The sequence below is a fragment of the Nostoc sp. ChiVER01 genome (assembly GCF_034531155.1).
Classification (GTDB): Bacteria; Cyanobacteriota; Cyanobacteriia; order Cyanobacteriales; family Nostocaceae; genus Nostoc.
Map to the genome: position 1 here is coordinate 63305 of NZ_JAVRBS010000029.1, position 15685 is coordinate 78989.

At 38.8% G+C, this 15685-nt stretch carries 10 protein-coding genes and 1 pseudogene; 7 read left to right on the forward strand and 4 right to left on the reverse strand.

What is annotated here, in order from left to right; all coding sequences use genetic code 11:
- Positions 1-313, reverse strand: a pseudogene (locus tag RMY00_RS28675) (MarR family transcriptional regulator); the annotation flags it as partial.
- A gap of 187 nt (positions 314-500) precedes the next feature.
- Between RMY00_RS28675 and RMY00_RS28680 the strand changes: the two are divergent.
- From RMY00_RS28680 to RMY00_RS28705, 6 genes are all read left to right on the forward strand, one after another.
- Positions 501-854 carry a helix-turn-helix domain-containing protein gene (locus tag RMY00_RS28680; protein WP_185587510.1) on the forward strand — a complete coding sequence of 118 codons (354 nt, stop codon included), beginning with the start codon at positions 501-503 and terminating at the stop codon, positions 852-854.
- Between the two features lie 39 nt (positions 855-893).
- Positions 894-1160 (forward strand): hypothetical protein, encoded by a 267-nt coding sequence (locus RMY00_RS28685; protein ID WP_104900786.1) that lies wholly within the window; start codon positions 894-896, stop codon positions 1158-1160.
- 531 nt (positions 1161-1691) lie between these two features.
- Complete coding sequence (locus RMY00_RS28690; protein ID WP_416212110.1) at positions 1692-2570, forward strand: chromosome partitioning protein ParA; 879 nt, start codon at positions 1692-1694, stop codon at positions 2568-2570.
- A gap of 23 nt (positions 2571-2593) precedes the next feature.
- Positions 2594-3400, forward strand: a complete 807-nt coding sequence (locus RMY00_RS28695; RefSeq protein ID WP_322650792.1) for a hypothetical protein — start codon at positions 2594-2596, stop codon at positions 3398-3400.
- A 266-nt stretch (positions 3401-3666) separates the two neighbouring features.
- Positions 3667-4782 carry an RRXRR domain-containing protein gene (locus tag RMY00_RS28700; protein ID WP_322650793.1) on the forward strand — a complete coding sequence of 372 codons (1116 nt, stop codon included), beginning with the start codon at positions 3667-3669 and terminating at the stop codon, positions 4780-4782.
- 38 nt (positions 4783-4820) lie between these two features.
- Positions 4821-5441, forward strand: a complete 621-nt coding sequence (locus RMY00_RS28705; protein ID WP_322650794.1) for a DUF6753 family protein — start codon at positions 4821-4823, stop codon at positions 5439-5441.
- A gap of 4 nt (positions 5442-5445) precedes the next feature.
- Here the strand turns inward: RMY00_RS28705 and RMY00_RS28710 are convergent, their stop codons facing one another.
- Complete coding sequence (locus RMY00_RS28710) at positions 5446-6234, reverse strand: response regulator transcription factor (RefSeq protein ID WP_322650795.1); 789 nt, start codon at positions 6232-6234, stop codon at positions 5446-5448.
- Positions 6235-6498: 264 nt separating this feature from the next.
- Here RMY00_RS28710 and RMY00_RS28715 point away from each other — a divergent pair, with 264 nt between their 5' ends.
- Entirely contained in the window at positions 6499-6744 is a 246-nt protein-coding gene (locus RMY00_RS28715) for a hypothetical protein (RefSeq protein WP_322650796.1), read from the forward strand.
- On the opposite strand, the gene RMY00_RS28720 is transcribed toward RMY00_RS28715, so the two are convergent.
- Complete coding sequence (locus tag RMY00_RS28720) at positions 6741-7511, reverse strand: hypothetical protein (protein WP_322650797.1); 771 nt, start codon at positions 7509-7511, stop codon at positions 6741-6743. The two genes, RMY00_RS28715 and RMY00_RS28720, sit on opposite strands and share 4 nt — an antisense overlap.
- Positions 7512-7518: 7 nt before the next feature.
- Positions 7519-15300 carry a hypothetical protein gene (locus RMY00_RS28725; protein ID WP_322650798.1) on the reverse strand — a complete coding sequence of 2594 codons (7782 nt, stop codon included), beginning with the start codon at positions 15298-15300 and terminating at the stop codon, positions 7519-7521.
- Between the last annotated feature and the right edge of the window lie 385 nt (positions 15301-15685).

Sequence of the window (15685 nt, forward strand, 5' to 3'; positions counted from 1 at the left end):
TTGCCTCATCGCAACAGTGCAAGCCTTTGGTGAGAACGTGAACCTTAACCTTAAGAAGCTCCATATCGACAAATCCCTTTTCATCCAACGCTTTGAGGGCACGGCCTACAGTGCTGCGGTGAACCGGCTTTTCTGCGGTAGATAAATCCTTGGCAATCCTTGAGGGTGATACTTCCATTCCGGTGCTGTATGGGTCGAGAGTGCGAAGGTAGTAGAGTACATCCCTCTGTGCTGGGGTTAGTTCCCGGCAGGCTCTTAGCCATTCTTCATGTTGGAGCGGGTAGAACTTCCCCTGAATCTTTGTGTCTGTCATAATATGGATAAAATGAGTTTCGCCCTTACCCGCATATGCAAGTAGAGCTAGTTTGTTGTAAAAGTCGCTAAAATTTCACAAAACTGTCACCCCAGCATCATTAAGCCAGTGTGATTTTTGCTAAATTGTATTTTCTAGACAGATTTGATAGTATTCAATAACTTGAAAAAAAGCAAGTAGTGGCAATATGGATAAACATCAAGAAATATTAATTACAGCAATTAAGGAAAGTTGCTTAACAGCAAGAGAAATTTCTGTTAGGGCTGGTGTCCACGAGAGTACTATTAGTAAGTTTCTTGATGGCAAAAACGACCTAAAAGCTGGTAATTACTTCAAAATCCTTCATGCCCTGCCAGAAAATTGTAGAATTCCAGCACTAGCGAGAATAGGAGTAGTTGAGTTAACGCCTATTCAACTAATTGAATCTGCCACACCTAAAGAAAAAGCTGAAATACTACAAGCGATTGCCGCTTGGGTATTACAACCAGGGGCCATATCTGGAAAAAATACGGATACTACAGACCTGCAAGTAGCAGTATGATAGCCTGAGAAATTTTTGATATACACTTAGGCGCTTATTGTGGTAAATAAGGGTGAGGATGATTTTTTAGAAAAATTAATGGAAAACTGCGATCACTTGGATGCCGAGGGAAAAGCTAAGTTAATCAAGCATCTGCTGGGTGAACCTGGGTTACAAGTGGTAATAGGGAGTAATCAAGTTCATGCTACGAATGTATACCAAGTTAATTTAAATAGTCCCGATCAGATATCAACAATATTGGATGCGATCGCCAAAAAAATTTCTTCCCAGAATTCCTCAGAAGATAAGACAGAGGGAGCGGGTTAATTTTTAGAGGAGGAGTGGGGCTAACAAGCTTTTGCTGAGGAAGATGATGATACTGAAACTGACTAGAAATCATCATCAAAGTCTTCACCAGACTAAAAAGGTGATTCTAAACCCTCATATCTGTAGCTTCGTCTTTTTGTTGAGTAGCCTTCCATAAGGTTACACTAGGCATAGCTTTCATCTGGTAATTTTTGTGATTTTTATAAGTTTATTCGAGGGCATTTTAGCTGAGTAAATTCCCTACATTTTTGCATATATTTTTATATTTGATGATACTTTAGGCAAACTAAATAAAATTTATTACTAATTTATATATCAAAAAATGTTGCTTAAATATTGAAGTTTTGTTGATTGGCTTTTTAAGGTAAAAGTTATATATTAAAACCAATCTATGTAAATATTTTTAACTATTACAAATGAATTTTGTTCTTCAAAATAAGGTTTAAAAGTTTCGATTTGCATCAACAAAGTGTATTTGCTTTGTAGAGGAATGTTATGTCGCCAAATAGAAATAATAAGGGTAAAAAAGTTATGTCTGATGATAATACAACCAATATTAATAATAGTAAACCTCAAAAGCGGCTAATAATTGTCACAGGTGATAAAGGTGGTGTGGGAAAAAGCACCTTTGCACGAGCGCTATTTCAACTGTACATTAATAAAAATTTACCCTGTGTTACTTATGAAGCTGACTTAAGAAATCCTCAGTTAGAAAGATATTTCAAAAAAGACTACCGACCCATAATACGTTACATTGATATTTTTCATAGAGGTGGTGCTGACGATTTATTAATTAATTTAGATGAGAGTGATTGTCCTATTACACTATTAGACTTACCAGCACAATCTGGAGGTTTCTTTGAAAGTTATGTCAAAGAGCTTTCATTCTTTGAAGTGCTTAAAACCGATATTAATTGTCAAGTGACGATGGTTTCAGTGATTAGTAGGGTTCTTGATTCCATAAATGTTCTAGAAAAACTGCGTGAACTTTGTAAAAATCAAGTAGATTATGTTGTTGTCAAGAACTTATTTCATGGTGAAGAAGAAAAATTTGAGCGATATAATGACGCTTTTCTGCGTCAAAATATGCTTGCAGAAGGTTTGGTAGAATTTGTGATGCCAGATTTATTCTACAAATCCTACGACTTTATTGACCGCCATGCTCTGACATTTAATGAAGGTCAGACTCATAAAGAAACAAATATTGTGATTAAATCGAGAATTAAATCTTGGCTTACTGAGTTTGAAGCGCAAATCAAGCCAGCATTTAATTTATTTGGCTTTGATATACAACCAGATGATTGTTACTATCCAGCAGTTGTTGAAAAGTCTAAAGAGCTTAGAGAAAATGAAGAAAAAGAAAAAGCTAGAAATCAAGATTCAAATTTACAAGAAAATATAGCTGCTTAATTTAGTAGTTTGCTTAGTTTATTATGTTTAGAAAGCGTTTTGTGATTACATCGGGTGATGCTCGTGTAGGTAAGTCTACAGCTTCTAGGCTATTGCTAGAGTTGTACTTGAAAAATAAACTCAATGTGCGTGTTTTCTACCACGGGCATCGGAATAAGCTATCGATGTATCAAACACAACGTTTTGAGATAAACCATTTAGGATTTTCTAGGGGTGATTCTGATAGGTTATTACTCGACTTAGAAATGTTTCCGAAGATTGATGTGGTTTTGACTGATATGCCAGGTCAAAACCTCCGAGAATTCAAGTTTTTTGAGAGGGATGTTTCACTGATAGAAAATCTTAATTGTCTAGGATATTGTGTTACTTTCTTGCACCCAATATCACACCGTAAAGACTGTGTTGAAGATTATCTTCAGGATTTATATCAGCATTTTGGTAGTCAGGTTGATTATGTTGTTATCCAAAATCATTACTTTGGCAAGCAATTTAGACACTATCAGGGGAGTCAATTCCAAGCTGATATTAAAAAATTAAACGGCTTAGAATTAGTTTTAGGTGGATTGCATAATGACTTTTACCAGTTGCTTGAGGATGCTAGTTTACCTTATACTCAACTGATTGAAACTAACTCTCCTCTTAATACTATCCAGCGTTCGATAGTATTCAACTGGATGGAAAATTTTCATAACTCTATTGTTTCTAATGGAATAGCTTCTAATTATCTAGGGTTGAGTAAGAACTGTACAGAACTAGCTTCTGTAGGTGCAAATCAACAAAATCCTTCCAATTTTGATGTAACTGAAGATGTTGAATCTGAGAAATGGTAATTATTTGCTTTACCAAATTAACAGTGAGATTTCAAATTGACTATTTAAACAACCTGTCAATAACTCAGGGTTAAAGCCACTGAGCTTGTAAGAGGCAAATCTTACGTGTTTGACTAGACCATTGAGACGCAGGCTGATACGTACTACTCGATGCTTCCCTAGTCGGGTTTATCTACAAACTGTTTTGTCAACAGTGTTGCGTAAAGGCAAGCCATTCTGTCTGTGTTGGTCGAGGGGACTCATAACTTTACTCAAGGATTATCTCCATGCGAGTACCAGTTTTATCGCCATCAGGAAAGCCATTAATGCCAACAAAAGCCAGTAGAGTAAGACGTTGGTTAAAGGAAGGAAAAGCGCGGGTTGTATACAACGACCTTGGTATCTTCCAAATTCAGTTAATCAGATGCCCTAAAACTACCAACACGCAACCCATAGCGGTTGGTATTGACCCAGGCAAGTTGTACACGGGTATTGGTGTACAATCTGCTAAGTTTACCTTGTGGTTGGCACATCTTCAATTGCCATTTAAAACAGTGCGGGGACGCATGGAGCAACGCGCTATGATGCGGAGAGGTCGCAGAGGTCGCAGAATTAATCGCAGTCTGCCTTATGATCAACGCGCTCATCGGCAAAAAAGATTTGACAATCGCAGGCAGTGCAAAATACCGCCAAGTATTCGAGCAAACCGTGAACTTGAATTACGGGTACTTGGCGAACTGTCGTTGATTTACCCCATTAGTGATGTCGCCTACGAAATAGTTAAAGCGCGTGGCAATAAAGGGTTCAGTCCAGTAATGGTTGGTCAGAAATGGCAACTAGAAAACGTGAAGGGGTACGGCAAGGTAAAGCAGGTTGAAGGGTGGCAAACCGCAAATATCCGACAACAATTAGGGTTGCACAAACAGAAGCACTCGAAGGGTGAGGCGATACCCGCAACCCATGCAGTAGACGGCGTTGCTCTAGCTTGCTCCACATTTATCCAGTACGGTATGATTGACCGTCAAACGATGGGATGGAAGGGTGAAGTGAAAATAACACCTGCGCCATTCACCGTAATTCGCCGTCCTCCAGTATCGCGTCGTCAACTTCATCTCATGGTTCCAGCCAAAAGCGGAGTGAGAAGGAAGTACGGCGGTACGGTGACGCGGCATGGTTTTAGAAAAGCCGATTACGTTGAAGCTACCCAAAGTAACAAGACTTATCGCGGTTGGGTAAGTGGCGATACTGAAAAACAAGTTTCTGTATCTGACCAAAACTGGAGACGGCTTGGTCAATTCAGTAAAAACAAAATCAGGTTGATACGACGCTCAAGCGGACTAATTATCACTGCAACTAAAGTCGTTTCTCCTGCGGAGACGCTGCACGCGTCGCTTCCCTCTTAGCTTTTCAAAGCTGAGTTTCCCGCATACCGTGAGGTTTTATGACCAATATTGCAAAAGTTATTGAAAAAGTTGTTGCAGAATATTCTGAAGAAAAAAAAGCAGAGGTTACTGATTGGATACTGAAATTGGGTATTCGGCCTGATGACCCCTTGTTTAACCTATACGCCGAACTAGGTACAACCCAGTTTGCGTTGCAGCAGCTACCAGGTAGGCTAGACTCGCTTGTGGTGGGTTGGACTGACATGGTAGACGATAAGCTTAATAGTGCTTCTAAAGTGGCAATACAGCAACAAAAGAGTGCGATCGCAGAAGCGGCGAAGGACCTGGTTAAGATGACTAAGCAAGCTGGCGGGGCTTTGCCTCACTTGGATGTAAGTAATTGGCGATTGGCACAAGTGGCGGGGGTATTGGGTTTTGTACTGGCTTTAGGGACTGCAATTGGTGTTTTTACATACAAGACCATTGCTGGAAGTGTAATTTTTCAGCAGGCGGCTTCTGGATCTGCCATCTTACAATCCGAAGATAAAAAGCTTCTGGATTGGGCTAAATCCAATGAAGGTAAGATGGCACGTAGTATTTATGTTAAAAACGCCGCCATCATTAAAACTTGCCGCCAGCAGAAGAAGTATTCAGGTGGCTGCATAATTGCAGTTGATTAATTTTCTAGGCAACCCAGCCTTTGTATCCCTTATTACTAGTTTTAGCTGTATCTTTTTGACTTTTTTGGTTGGTTTTGACTCTTGTGTGGGTTTCTTGAGTCACTTCTTCTTCGATTTTCATATCTGTAAAGCTGAGGATTCCCAGGCGGATTGCTTCGCGGATAGCGTTTAACCTATCTTTAACTCCTAGCTTGATAAATGAGTTATGTAGATATGACCTTACTGTACCTTCAGAAACATACATGACATTAGCAATTTCATTATTTTTCATCCCTCCCGCAGCTAATTTAAGAACTGTTATTTCTTTATTAGAGAAATCACTTAATAAATCTAGTGTATTTCTATCAGGTGTGTCATTTGACCTGAGACTATCAATTAGAATGCGATTAATAGTTGGGTCAATCCATGATTCATTATTGTACGCAGCCATTACTGCTTCAACGAATCTTTCTCCTACTTCTTCTCTAACACTATTTTTACAGTAGTAGCAGTCTGCGCCATTACTAATTGCTGCGTTAATGGTATCTCGACTGCTATTTGCAGTCATAACCACGATTTTAATCGATGCGTGTTTGGATTTAATTACATTTATTACATCAATGCCATCGATATCAGGTAAATCAATATTTATAATTACGATATCTGGCTTTTCTGTGTCAACAATTTCTATTCCTTGCTTTCCATATTTGGCAAGGCCACAGACTTGGATTTTACCAGTTTCAGATAATATTGTTGCCGCGCCAATCCTAGATATGTTCTCATTTTCAATTATGACAACATTAATAGGTTTCATATTATATGCTTTTTTGGTTTGGTATTGTTATTGTTTCTGATAATAATACTTATAACACTTACCTTTTTTAGATTTTTTAATCTTTACAATTCCTATAATTTAATTAGCTTATTTAAAGTTTTTACTATTATTCGTAAAAACTTTACAAAGTGATTGGGTGGTTTGTGTAGTTTTCATTAAGCAATATATTGACTAGATGATTTTATTTATCAGTACTGGTTTTAATAGCTATCAGCGAATTGATGGAGGAATAAATAATTTTTTATGGAAAGCGATAAACTTTTAGCATGGATAGAAAATATTGTTGTTTGGTCTTTAATAGGGATGCTATATTTGGTCGGGTTAGGCAGATTGCCTATTAACCCGACGAGTTTGTTTGACTTTACTGCGTCTTTTTACTATTTTGCTGTTGCGGTTGTTATTTGTCCCAAGACTCCACTGAGTTTTAATAAAAAGTTGATTTTTGGATTTATAGCTTTTATGTATGGCGTGTGGTTTGGGTTGATTTAATCTAGCTCTTTAGCAGAATCCTGGTTTTTGAATTGTTGTTGACTCTGTTCGCGGCGTGCTTGTTGCTCATTGAACAGAGTCTTGAAACGTTCAAATTCCTCTTTTGTGAGATTATTAATGGTGATAGAGTACTCTTCTGAGTTATTATCACGAGATACCAAGAGTGCTTCTCGACTTTGTTGAGAATCAGGCAAATTTCTATCAAGGCTAAGAGTTTGCGAATCTTCTTCTAATTTTAGATTTGCAGTATATTCTTCACATTTATAAATGATCCCTTGTGTCTCTTTATCTGATTTTCCAAATATATATAAGCGGTCTAAAATTACAGGAATAACAAACTGTCTAATTTGAGAATCTGCGGTAAGAGATTGTACTCTATCTTCTGGACTCTCTTTTACTGGGTTGCCATTATTGTCGTCATTTTTATTTGTGGGGTTTTTTATAACCTCTGGTTCAATTGTGGTTACTGTGAACTGGCTTGCTTCAGCTTGTAAAGTTGACTCTTGATTAACTTGATGAACAAAAGTGATAGGTTCAAGTTCTGTAGAGTTTACTTTTGCTTCATCTTGCACTACTTCACTGATTCTGTTAATTTCCGAATTCAACCTTAGCACAGCCTCTTTTGTTTCCTCAGCAGTTGGAGGCTTTTTTGCAGATTCTTCAAATTTATCATCAGGGATGTTAAGCTGTTTGATCAATTCTCTGAGGAGACTAGCTTGCATAGCTGGAGTTAAACCTTCTACTGGAAGTTCGATTAGTTCTTTCATACTAAAATTACCTCTCTACTAAATCTTTTTTGACATCTTTGAGAGCATTATCGATACGGGAATTCATGAGTTGAAAGTCCTGTAATGTTTCATTACTGATATTACTTACTTGGGTTTTTCCTTCTTTGATATATAATAATATGTTGTCATGTTTATCTTTAACTAAGTAAATTTTGTCTTGGGCTTTTGTAGCAATTTGGTATTTTTCTGTTTGTACTGACATAATGCCATTGATATCTTCCTGTCCAATGATTTTAACTAAACTTTGGGCAAGACTGGTCATTTCATTAATTTTTTCTAGCTCTTTAATATCTCGCTCCATTGCCTTAAAAGCGTTCTCAAGACTGATATTTTCTTTGATGTATAAATCAGTTACCTCTTGAATTCTATTGAGATATGTTTCTGATTTACCGAGCTTTTCAGCTGCTACATACCAGTCTTGAAGATTTTGCACTGTATTAGCTTTCATCCGCTCGATAATGTTATCCATCGCTCCAACCTGCTGTATTCTGGGTTGAGAAGGTGATGCGAGTGTTTGGTCAATATTTGGTTGTTGACTTTGTTGTGGAGAGAAAATGCTCTTGTCTTTAGCAATAAACGAGTTATGTAATACTTGTGTATTGGAAGAAATAGTGTTAGTGCTAATTTTGATATTTTCTACAGAATTAAATACAGCGTATCCTTGGGAAGTTTGTTCTACCTTGTACCCTTTTTCTTGAAGGTAATTTTGAACTAATTGGTCACTTCCTTGTGCATTTCCGACTATGAAAGAGCTTTTCGCTTCTATTGCTTTATTAAGTAAAGGTTTGTAGTGATTTTCAAAAGTTTGAGCAATTCGCTCGCTTGTCACTCCGCGCCACGGGCCAGACCCGGATACCATAATGATGTCGTCTTTCGAGTAATTTCCTGTGTTGGCGCGTTCTCCCCATGCTTGCTCGTAATTCCGAGTGCTTGAAGGTGTTTCGGGGGGCGCAGCTGATTTACCGATAAACTGGGTAGCTATTTGTGCCATCGCAATATCTTTTTTCATGTGTTCAGCGACGGCGGCGTTTATGGGTTCGAGTTGGGATAGTGGATTTGTTAGCGGACGATCAGTCTGTTCGGACTTTTCCTGCTGGGTTTGTACTGTAGTTTGTTGTGACTTTTCAGTTATATTGCTGTATGCTCCGCTGAGGGCTTGAATAAATGCAGATTCTTTACCCTTACCCTCCCACTGTTTATCCTGGGCGTTAGTTATACTGGTACAGTTTTCCAGCCACTCAGTTCCTCCGCGTTTGGCGATCGCCTCAGTTAGCCGGGGGTGTTGTTCGAGTTTAGCCTGAAGCACTTCTACCATTAGCTTGTATTCATCATCTGATGGATACAACTGCTTTTGGTGGTTAAATGCGTGTTCGGCAGATGCGTATGCTACTCCTTCAGGTTTTTGGCTGTGGTTCTCTACTCCATATCGTCCGGCGGGAGCTTCTGGATTATTATTGACTGAAACTTGGTAATCATTTTGTAGCTTGCCTTGTTCTTTTGCGAGTGCAGTGGCAAGGCTGAGTGCTACTCCAAGTCCATCTTTGGAGTCGGGGCTGATATTTATCGGGGTGACAGTTTGTTTTTGGATGGCTGGGAATGGAACAATTTTGCCATTGACATAATCCCCTAGCGGCTCCATGAATAAGCCATATACCTGACTCTTACTCGCCTGTGTTTGGGTAAGTTCTTTCGGTGAATGTTTTTCCCATTTCGCCCAGGCTTGCTGGTAACTTGGGTCTTGAATCATTTCGGGGGTAATTTTGTACTGCTTACCCACCCGGAAAGCAACTTGTTCGCCGTTTTTACCAAGGGCGATCGCAATATCTCCCTCTTTGACACCATAAGTTTTTTGATAATCTACACCTCTGGTAGTGTGTATCCTACCGTATCCGCGCATGGCATCGATAGTTGTATTAGCTGGTACTGTGGAAGGTTCGCCGTGCAAATGCAGGGAATAAACCATTGGTACTGGTTTTCCAGATATAGTCGGGTTGTTTGGAATCTGAGGGTTAGCAACGCGTGCGGCAGTAGAATTCCCGATGACGATAACTTCTTCTACAGTTGGTTGGTTTAAAGAGTGTGAGGGTATGTTTCGGGTGACTTCTCTGAGGCTGGTATAACTGCGCTCTACTTTAATTTCTCCCCCTGGTGTCCATTCGTTAGTTTTGATGGTGAGATCGCTGTTGCTTTGGACTACCGCACGAGGAGGTTGGTTTAAGGTAAGGAAGTTCTCAAATTTTTGACGAACGCTGTTTTCTCTGCCCAGGTCGTTTTTGATTGACCAGATGTTGATAGACCATCTGCCTGCTTCAGTATTGAGGGCAGCGTGTTCATTCTTGCAGTTAAAGCGGGTTACAGTACCCGACTCAAGTTTAAACTCTTGGTATGGTGCGTCCTTATTCTCCTCCCTAGTCCATGCCATTCGTTCCTTAGCAGCGCGATATCCCCAATTAGAATTTCCGATATTAATGCTGCGGGCTTCTGTCGCGGCGTAGGAGTCATCGCGGTGGTAGTTGATGCCACCGCCGGGGTTTTCGGAGTAAGTGACCAGCACAATATCAGCATCAGGATATACTTGCTTGACAAGTTCCATTAACTTGTTGTCTTGCACCCCTGGCTTGAAGTCTTTATCTTTCAAATCCCATTTTGCACCGACCCATGCGACTTGTCTCAATAGTGCGTAGTTGGATTTATCGTTTTCAAGTATGGGTTGGAGGTGGGTTTCAAGATGCGATCGCAGCTGTTCTACTTTTTCCTCGCTTACCTTACCCAATATCTCAATAGCTTTAGTTGGATCGGCTTGACGTGAGTTGGGTAGTAATAGTGGTTGATTCTTAGCTTCTAATTGTGTATTCTTTACTACTTGTATCTCAACCGCATTTTGATAAACTTGTGAAATTTCTGTAACTGTGGGATTAGTATTTGATTGAATGTTAGTTATATTATTTTCTGGTACAGCTTTTGCAGGAATAATTGGTACTGGAGAATCTTCTTGATTAAGCTCTCTGGGACGGTTAGGTAGTGCTTGTAGAGCTTTTTTGTACTCGCTATTTTCTGGAATTTGGTTTAATTCTAAACGACTACCTTCAGCCGCAACTTTTTGATTTAACTCTGCACTAAGTTGTTCGTAACGGTCAAATCCATCAACTTTACCGATATTAATCGGTTCTCCAAGTAAACTATTTAGTTCTTCGTTTATTTTTTCACTAATTTTATTTTTATTAAAAATAAATGTAGCTGTGTTACTCTCAGTAAAATAATGATTTTTAGTAGATTTTGATTCTAGCCAAGTAGCTACAGCGATCGCGTCTTGTGCGGGAACAACTAATCCGAGAGCTTCTTTAGTTTGTACCTGCGATCCCTCTGGAGAACTATATTGTTGGTTTGGGTTATAAAAATATACAGTTTGTTCTGGAACGACTGGAGGAATTTGTGACGGTGTATCTGCACTCTTGATATTACCACCAGCACGGTCAATAAATGTTTGTTTTAATTCCTCACTAATGGTGCTTTCATCGAGTACGAATACAGTCATACCTTTTTTGGCTTCTAAGCGAGCTTGTAAACTGGGAAGTAGTTCGTATGATACTCCTACTTTTTCTAGATAGTTTTTGGTTTTGTCGGCTATATTTTCGTCAACTGCTAATCCTAAAAGCCCTACTAATTTTTGTTCTTTATCTTGGAACATGATTGGAGGACGTTCGTTAATTTTACCGAGTATTTGGTTACGTTTTTCTTGCTGTTCGTTTCTCACAGGCTTCTCATTACTGATAAGCTGACTGTGCTTAACCCATTTGTCGGGATACTCTACTGTTTCTGGATTAATAGTTATTTTACAGGTACTTTCATTACTGGTAATCTGTACAGGGATACTAGTTCGTTGTTGGTTTAAGCGAATAATACCCGTATCAATTAGTTTTTGTACAGTGCTACTTTCTTTCCTTTGCCACTGTCTTTGTACATTCTCTCTGTTTAACTCGGTTTCAAGGCGTTCACTATGCTGACCAATAATACCGAGTGATTGGTCGCCAATTTTAGCAATATAAACGTGCTTTTTATCAAATGCTCTAACTAAAGTTTCTTTAAATGCTTGGTTGCTAATCTCCTGTTTTTTGTACTTGGGATTAGTAATATTAATTCGTAAAAAATTTCCCTTAGATGTCTTTGCTATTGCATAGGCATTTTGTCCGGTGATGATGGTTTGAATTTTAAGCTGTAACTGTTGTCCATTACCAGGTTTTTCTGCTAGCCAACCTTCAGCAATACCCTCTTTGATTGATTCCTTATCAATGTTGCCTAGTTTCTCAGGTTTATTACCATTTTGAAGATAAATGGTATAGTCTTCCCGAATAAGGTCAACCTTTTCGATTGTTAACATTACAGGTTCATTATTAAACCTTTGGGAATTTCCAAACTTATTAACTTCACCTACTTTAAAGGTAAGTTCTGGTAGTCCGGGTACTTTAGTTGTAATAGAGGTGGTATATACTTCACCTTTTTCAATGCTGGCAATAGCAACACTACCAATTGGTAGTCGGGCGTTACTTTGTTCTATATTTCCAAATGTTTCGTAATTACCTTTCTGATTCTGGATTTCAATGACACTTTTTCCATCTTCAGCTAGATTAAATCGAATATTTTGAGGTTTATTTTCATGAAATAATTTACTACTCCTGTCGAAGCCAGTGATACTAAACTCGTTAAATCTGAGTGTGTCTAACTGACTGATAATCTCTTCAGGAAAGGCAGCAAAGGCGAAATTAGAAACTTTCTTTTGGTAATCGCTACCTTTATCATTAGTGCTTTCACGAGTAGTTGATATTGCCCAGGTAGCAGCTGCCATTGCTAAGTTTTGTCCTTCTGGAATTGAATTGTAAAATTCTTCTGCTATCTGGTAGGCTTTTTGGTAAAGAAGTTTAATTTGACCTTCGCTTAGTTCAGCTTGGAAGGCTATTTTGTTAGATGTTACTTCCTGTCCAAGTGTAATTCCTATTTCTTCGGGTTTGTTTTCTTGCTCCTTAGCAAGTGTTCCTAATGCCCTAAACTTAGGTTTACCGTTCTCAGTCTCATCGTTAATTTGGGCATAAACTACATATTTATGCGGGCGGTTACTGTTGCGCTTGTCTTCAGATATTTCCGAGAGCTTGATCGTAATTTTATTCGCTTTCCAGATAAATTCGTTGTCATACTGTAAAAGATTAGTTACACTTACTTGATTGCCGTTAGCAAGGGTAATATTTGCAGATGGCCCTTTTTCAGTTTCTTTTTGTCTAGATAGCTGACTCGCTTGGTTAAAGGATTTGTCGAATTCTTTTTTGACAAGAGTAGCTCTTAATCGCTGTTCGTTAGAAAACTCGACACCTTTAAATAAAGCTTGAAATTGTGCGATTTCACGCGATTCGAGACGAGCTTTTTCAAAATACTGGTTGGTTTGAGCAATTAGTAATTCAACAGGCGAGTATCCCGTCGGTTGAATTGTATTGTCAATATAGACATCTTTTTTCTTATCCTTAATATAGTTAACTTCCCGGTGGAGAATCCGACTGTTGTTGCGGATAATTTCCATTTCGGGTTTTTTGGCACTTTTGAAGAGATCAACTGCAATTTGGTTTTGAAATGCTGCCTCGGCAATCATTTCGCGGTATATCTGAGTGTTAGTGTTCATCGCCACTAGTGCATTAATCTGGTTTAGGGATTCTTGCCGAACAGTTTTGATAAACTCTTCCATGTAACCGCGATACTTGGTCGGAATTTCCTTCCCTTCAATACCCTTGGATTTTGCCCAGGCTTCTGTTTTAAATAAATCTTCGTAGTGTTTGGCTACCTGCTGTACGTACTCAATTTGGTCTTTTTTACTACCAAAGTTTTTTAGGATAGTAATTTCTGACTCTAACGCCTCGATTGAGGTAAGGTGATTGTTGATAACACCAACACTAATGCCATCGCTCATGTGGATGGCGATTTCCTCAAATTCTGGCTGACTGCCATCTTCCTGGTAAAAAGATTGTTTTTTGAGTTTAACAGTTGGATCGTAAGCGTTTTCAGGCAGGTTGCGCTCCCTTGCCTCGGCAGTGAGGTTTGGATACCTACTTGCCCGCTCAAAGCCAATACAATCACCATCGTAGTCGCGTGCCTGACGCTCTTGTTCGGACTCTTGAGGAAGAATTTCTAGCTTGTAACCAGCTGACTTTAGTTCTAAAATATACTCATTAAATTTGTTGGTAAACTCGATTTTGTCTTTAGTTTCGAGCTTGCTGATATTTTGATCTAAGTAATTTTCAATACCTTCTAATTGGAGATTTTTACTTCGGGCTTCGGGTAGGGCAGATTTAATTTGCTCGTTAAGGCGGTTATAAATGCGATCACTTGTTTCGTCCGAGACAGCGATCGCACCTGCTAGAGGTTGACTATCAGGTCCAAGAATATCTTCTACAACTTTGTTAGTTGAGACGCACAGACCATTTGAGTTGAGGAAAGGGGAGCGGAAGTTGAGAACTTCTTCCCTGTCTTGATAATGCGGGATGCAGATTTCCCCATTTTGCAGGTCTTTGGAGGGAATGACCATTGCCCGCTCAAATGTGAGTGTCTTGCCGATGGCGATTTCTTTCCACTCGTTTTGGACGAACCGGGCGAGTTCCCTCTGTACTTTCTCAGTTTCGAGAAGTTGACTTTCTCCTTGCAGGTCAGCTTTGATAAGTTTGTAAATAAACGAGTCAGTAGCAATGCGATCACCTACGGCGGGCCCTCCCGCGCCATCGCGCAAAGTTTCTAACTCTTCTACTACTGTTGGATCTTCTGCTGCTTGTTCTTCTAGCGTGGTTGCTTGTTCTTCAAGAAAAGCTTTCCGTTTCTCGTACTTTTCGCAGTAAAGTTGTGCAAGTTGCCGGGGGTTGTCCTGTACTTCCTTAAGCTTTTTGGCTTCAAGTTCTAGCTGTTCGGTAAAGTCTTTCAGCCCGTTAGGGAATGAAGCGAGTAACTGCGAGATAGCTGTTTTACCGAGTTCAGATTGTGATTTTTCACCTAGCCAGATATTTTGCCTGTACAGTCCAGGTTGAATTTGGGGCTTGCTTGGCCCATTAGGGTTGTCTTTATCAGTTCCCTTGAATGCAGATAAGGGAAGAATTAAGTCAATTTTAGTTGAGTTCTTGGGATCTGAATAATTGAGAATTTGGTCAAGGTTTGCAGGTCGTAAAGTACCTTTGCCAAAGCGGTATTTGTTATCGTCTCCGTCTTGGTCAGTCCAACCGAAGCGGTGCTGAATTACTCGATATTTATCACCTTTTTGATGTTTTGTTAATTCGTGATATAGGTCTGTGGATATTTGCCCGTAACAGTCTCCGGTTAGCCAATATGCTTGGTCATTACTAATAACGCTGCCATTTTCACCATTACTGTCATCAACAATTAGAATATTTAACTCTTTCTTGACGCTATTTTTACACGAACCGAGAAAAATAGATCCGTAAGCACCTCTATCTTTGTTATCAGGGCATAATTGTTTAATTCTATCTAGACATTCTTCCGGCCCATATAACAACCGTGTTTTTGATGATAATAATAATTTGTGACCTTCAGGATGATTAATTAATTGTTCCACAGTAGACTTTTCGTCCATATGCCCGAACGAAAAGTTAACCCCAGGAAATAAATGTTCTATTAAGGTATTATTAAGTTCTTCTTTTAACAGTGAATCTGGATTAACCGTATTACCATCTGTATGAATCCACTGATTTAACCTAGTGTCAAAATGTTTAGCTTGAATTGTCATATATAAACAATTAAACTTATAAATTTAAATATAAATTTTTACTTTTTGGCACTAAAATACCCTTAGAGTTTGATTTTACTTTCTCTATATCGGTAATTTATTAAACAATTTTCTAATTTCTATTTTCAAAACAAATGTAATTGTTAATACAGATTAATGTAGTTATTACTTATATCCAGTCTCCTGAAGACCTATTCGGCGTGATCTCAAAATTTAAGTATGAAAAAAATATACAAACTTCTCAATTACTTCTTGCTTAATGCTGAATCAGTAGTAACATTCTTAATGTTTGCCATTGTGCCGATGTTTGTAGTTTGAGAGAGAAAGCTAAATTAGTGTGGCAGCAGGTGTACGTTTAAAATAAAGTCTTGAAATTTCAGAGACG

What these genes read in the sequence shown, in the direction of transcription:
- RMY00_RS28690 (WP_416212110.1), top strand. Translation starts at nt 1,692, where the DNA reads ATGTCTGATGATAATACAACCAATATTAATAATAGTAAACCTCAAAAG.
- RMY00_RS28720 (WP_322650797.1), bottom strand. Translation starts at nt 7,511, where the DNA reads ATGAAAGAACTAATCGAACTTCCAGTAGAAGGTTTAACTCCAGCTATG.
- RMY00_RS28705 (WP_322650794.1), top strand. Translation starts at nt 4,821, where the DNA reads ATGACCAATATTGCAAAAGTTATTGAAAAAGTTGTTGCAGAATATTCT.
- RMY00_RS28715 (WP_322650796.1), top strand. Translation starts at nt 6,499, where the DNA reads ATGGAAAGCGATAAACTTTTAGCATGGATAGAAAATATTGTTGTTTGG.
- RMY00_RS28710 (WP_322650795.1), bottom strand. Translation starts at nt 6,234, where the DNA reads ATGAAACCTATTAATGTTGTCATAATTGAAAATGAGAACATATCTAGG.
- RMY00_RS28725 (WP_322650798.1), bottom strand. Translation starts at nt 15,300, where the DNA reads ATGACAATTCAAGCTAAACATTTTGACACTAGGTTAAATCAGTGGATT.
- RMY00_RS28700 (WP_322650793.1), top strand. Translation starts at nt 3,667, where the DNA reads ATGCGAGTACCAGTTTTATCGCCATCAGGAAAGCCATTAATGCCAACA.
- RMY00_RS28695 (WP_322650792.1), top strand. Translation starts at nt 2,594, where the DNA reads ATGTTTAGAAAGCGTTTTGTGATTACATCGGGTGATGCTCGTGTAGGT.
- RMY00_RS28680 (WP_185587510.1), top strand. Translation starts at nt 501, where the DNA reads ATGGATAAACATCAAGAAATATTAATTACAGCAATTAAGGAAAGTTGC.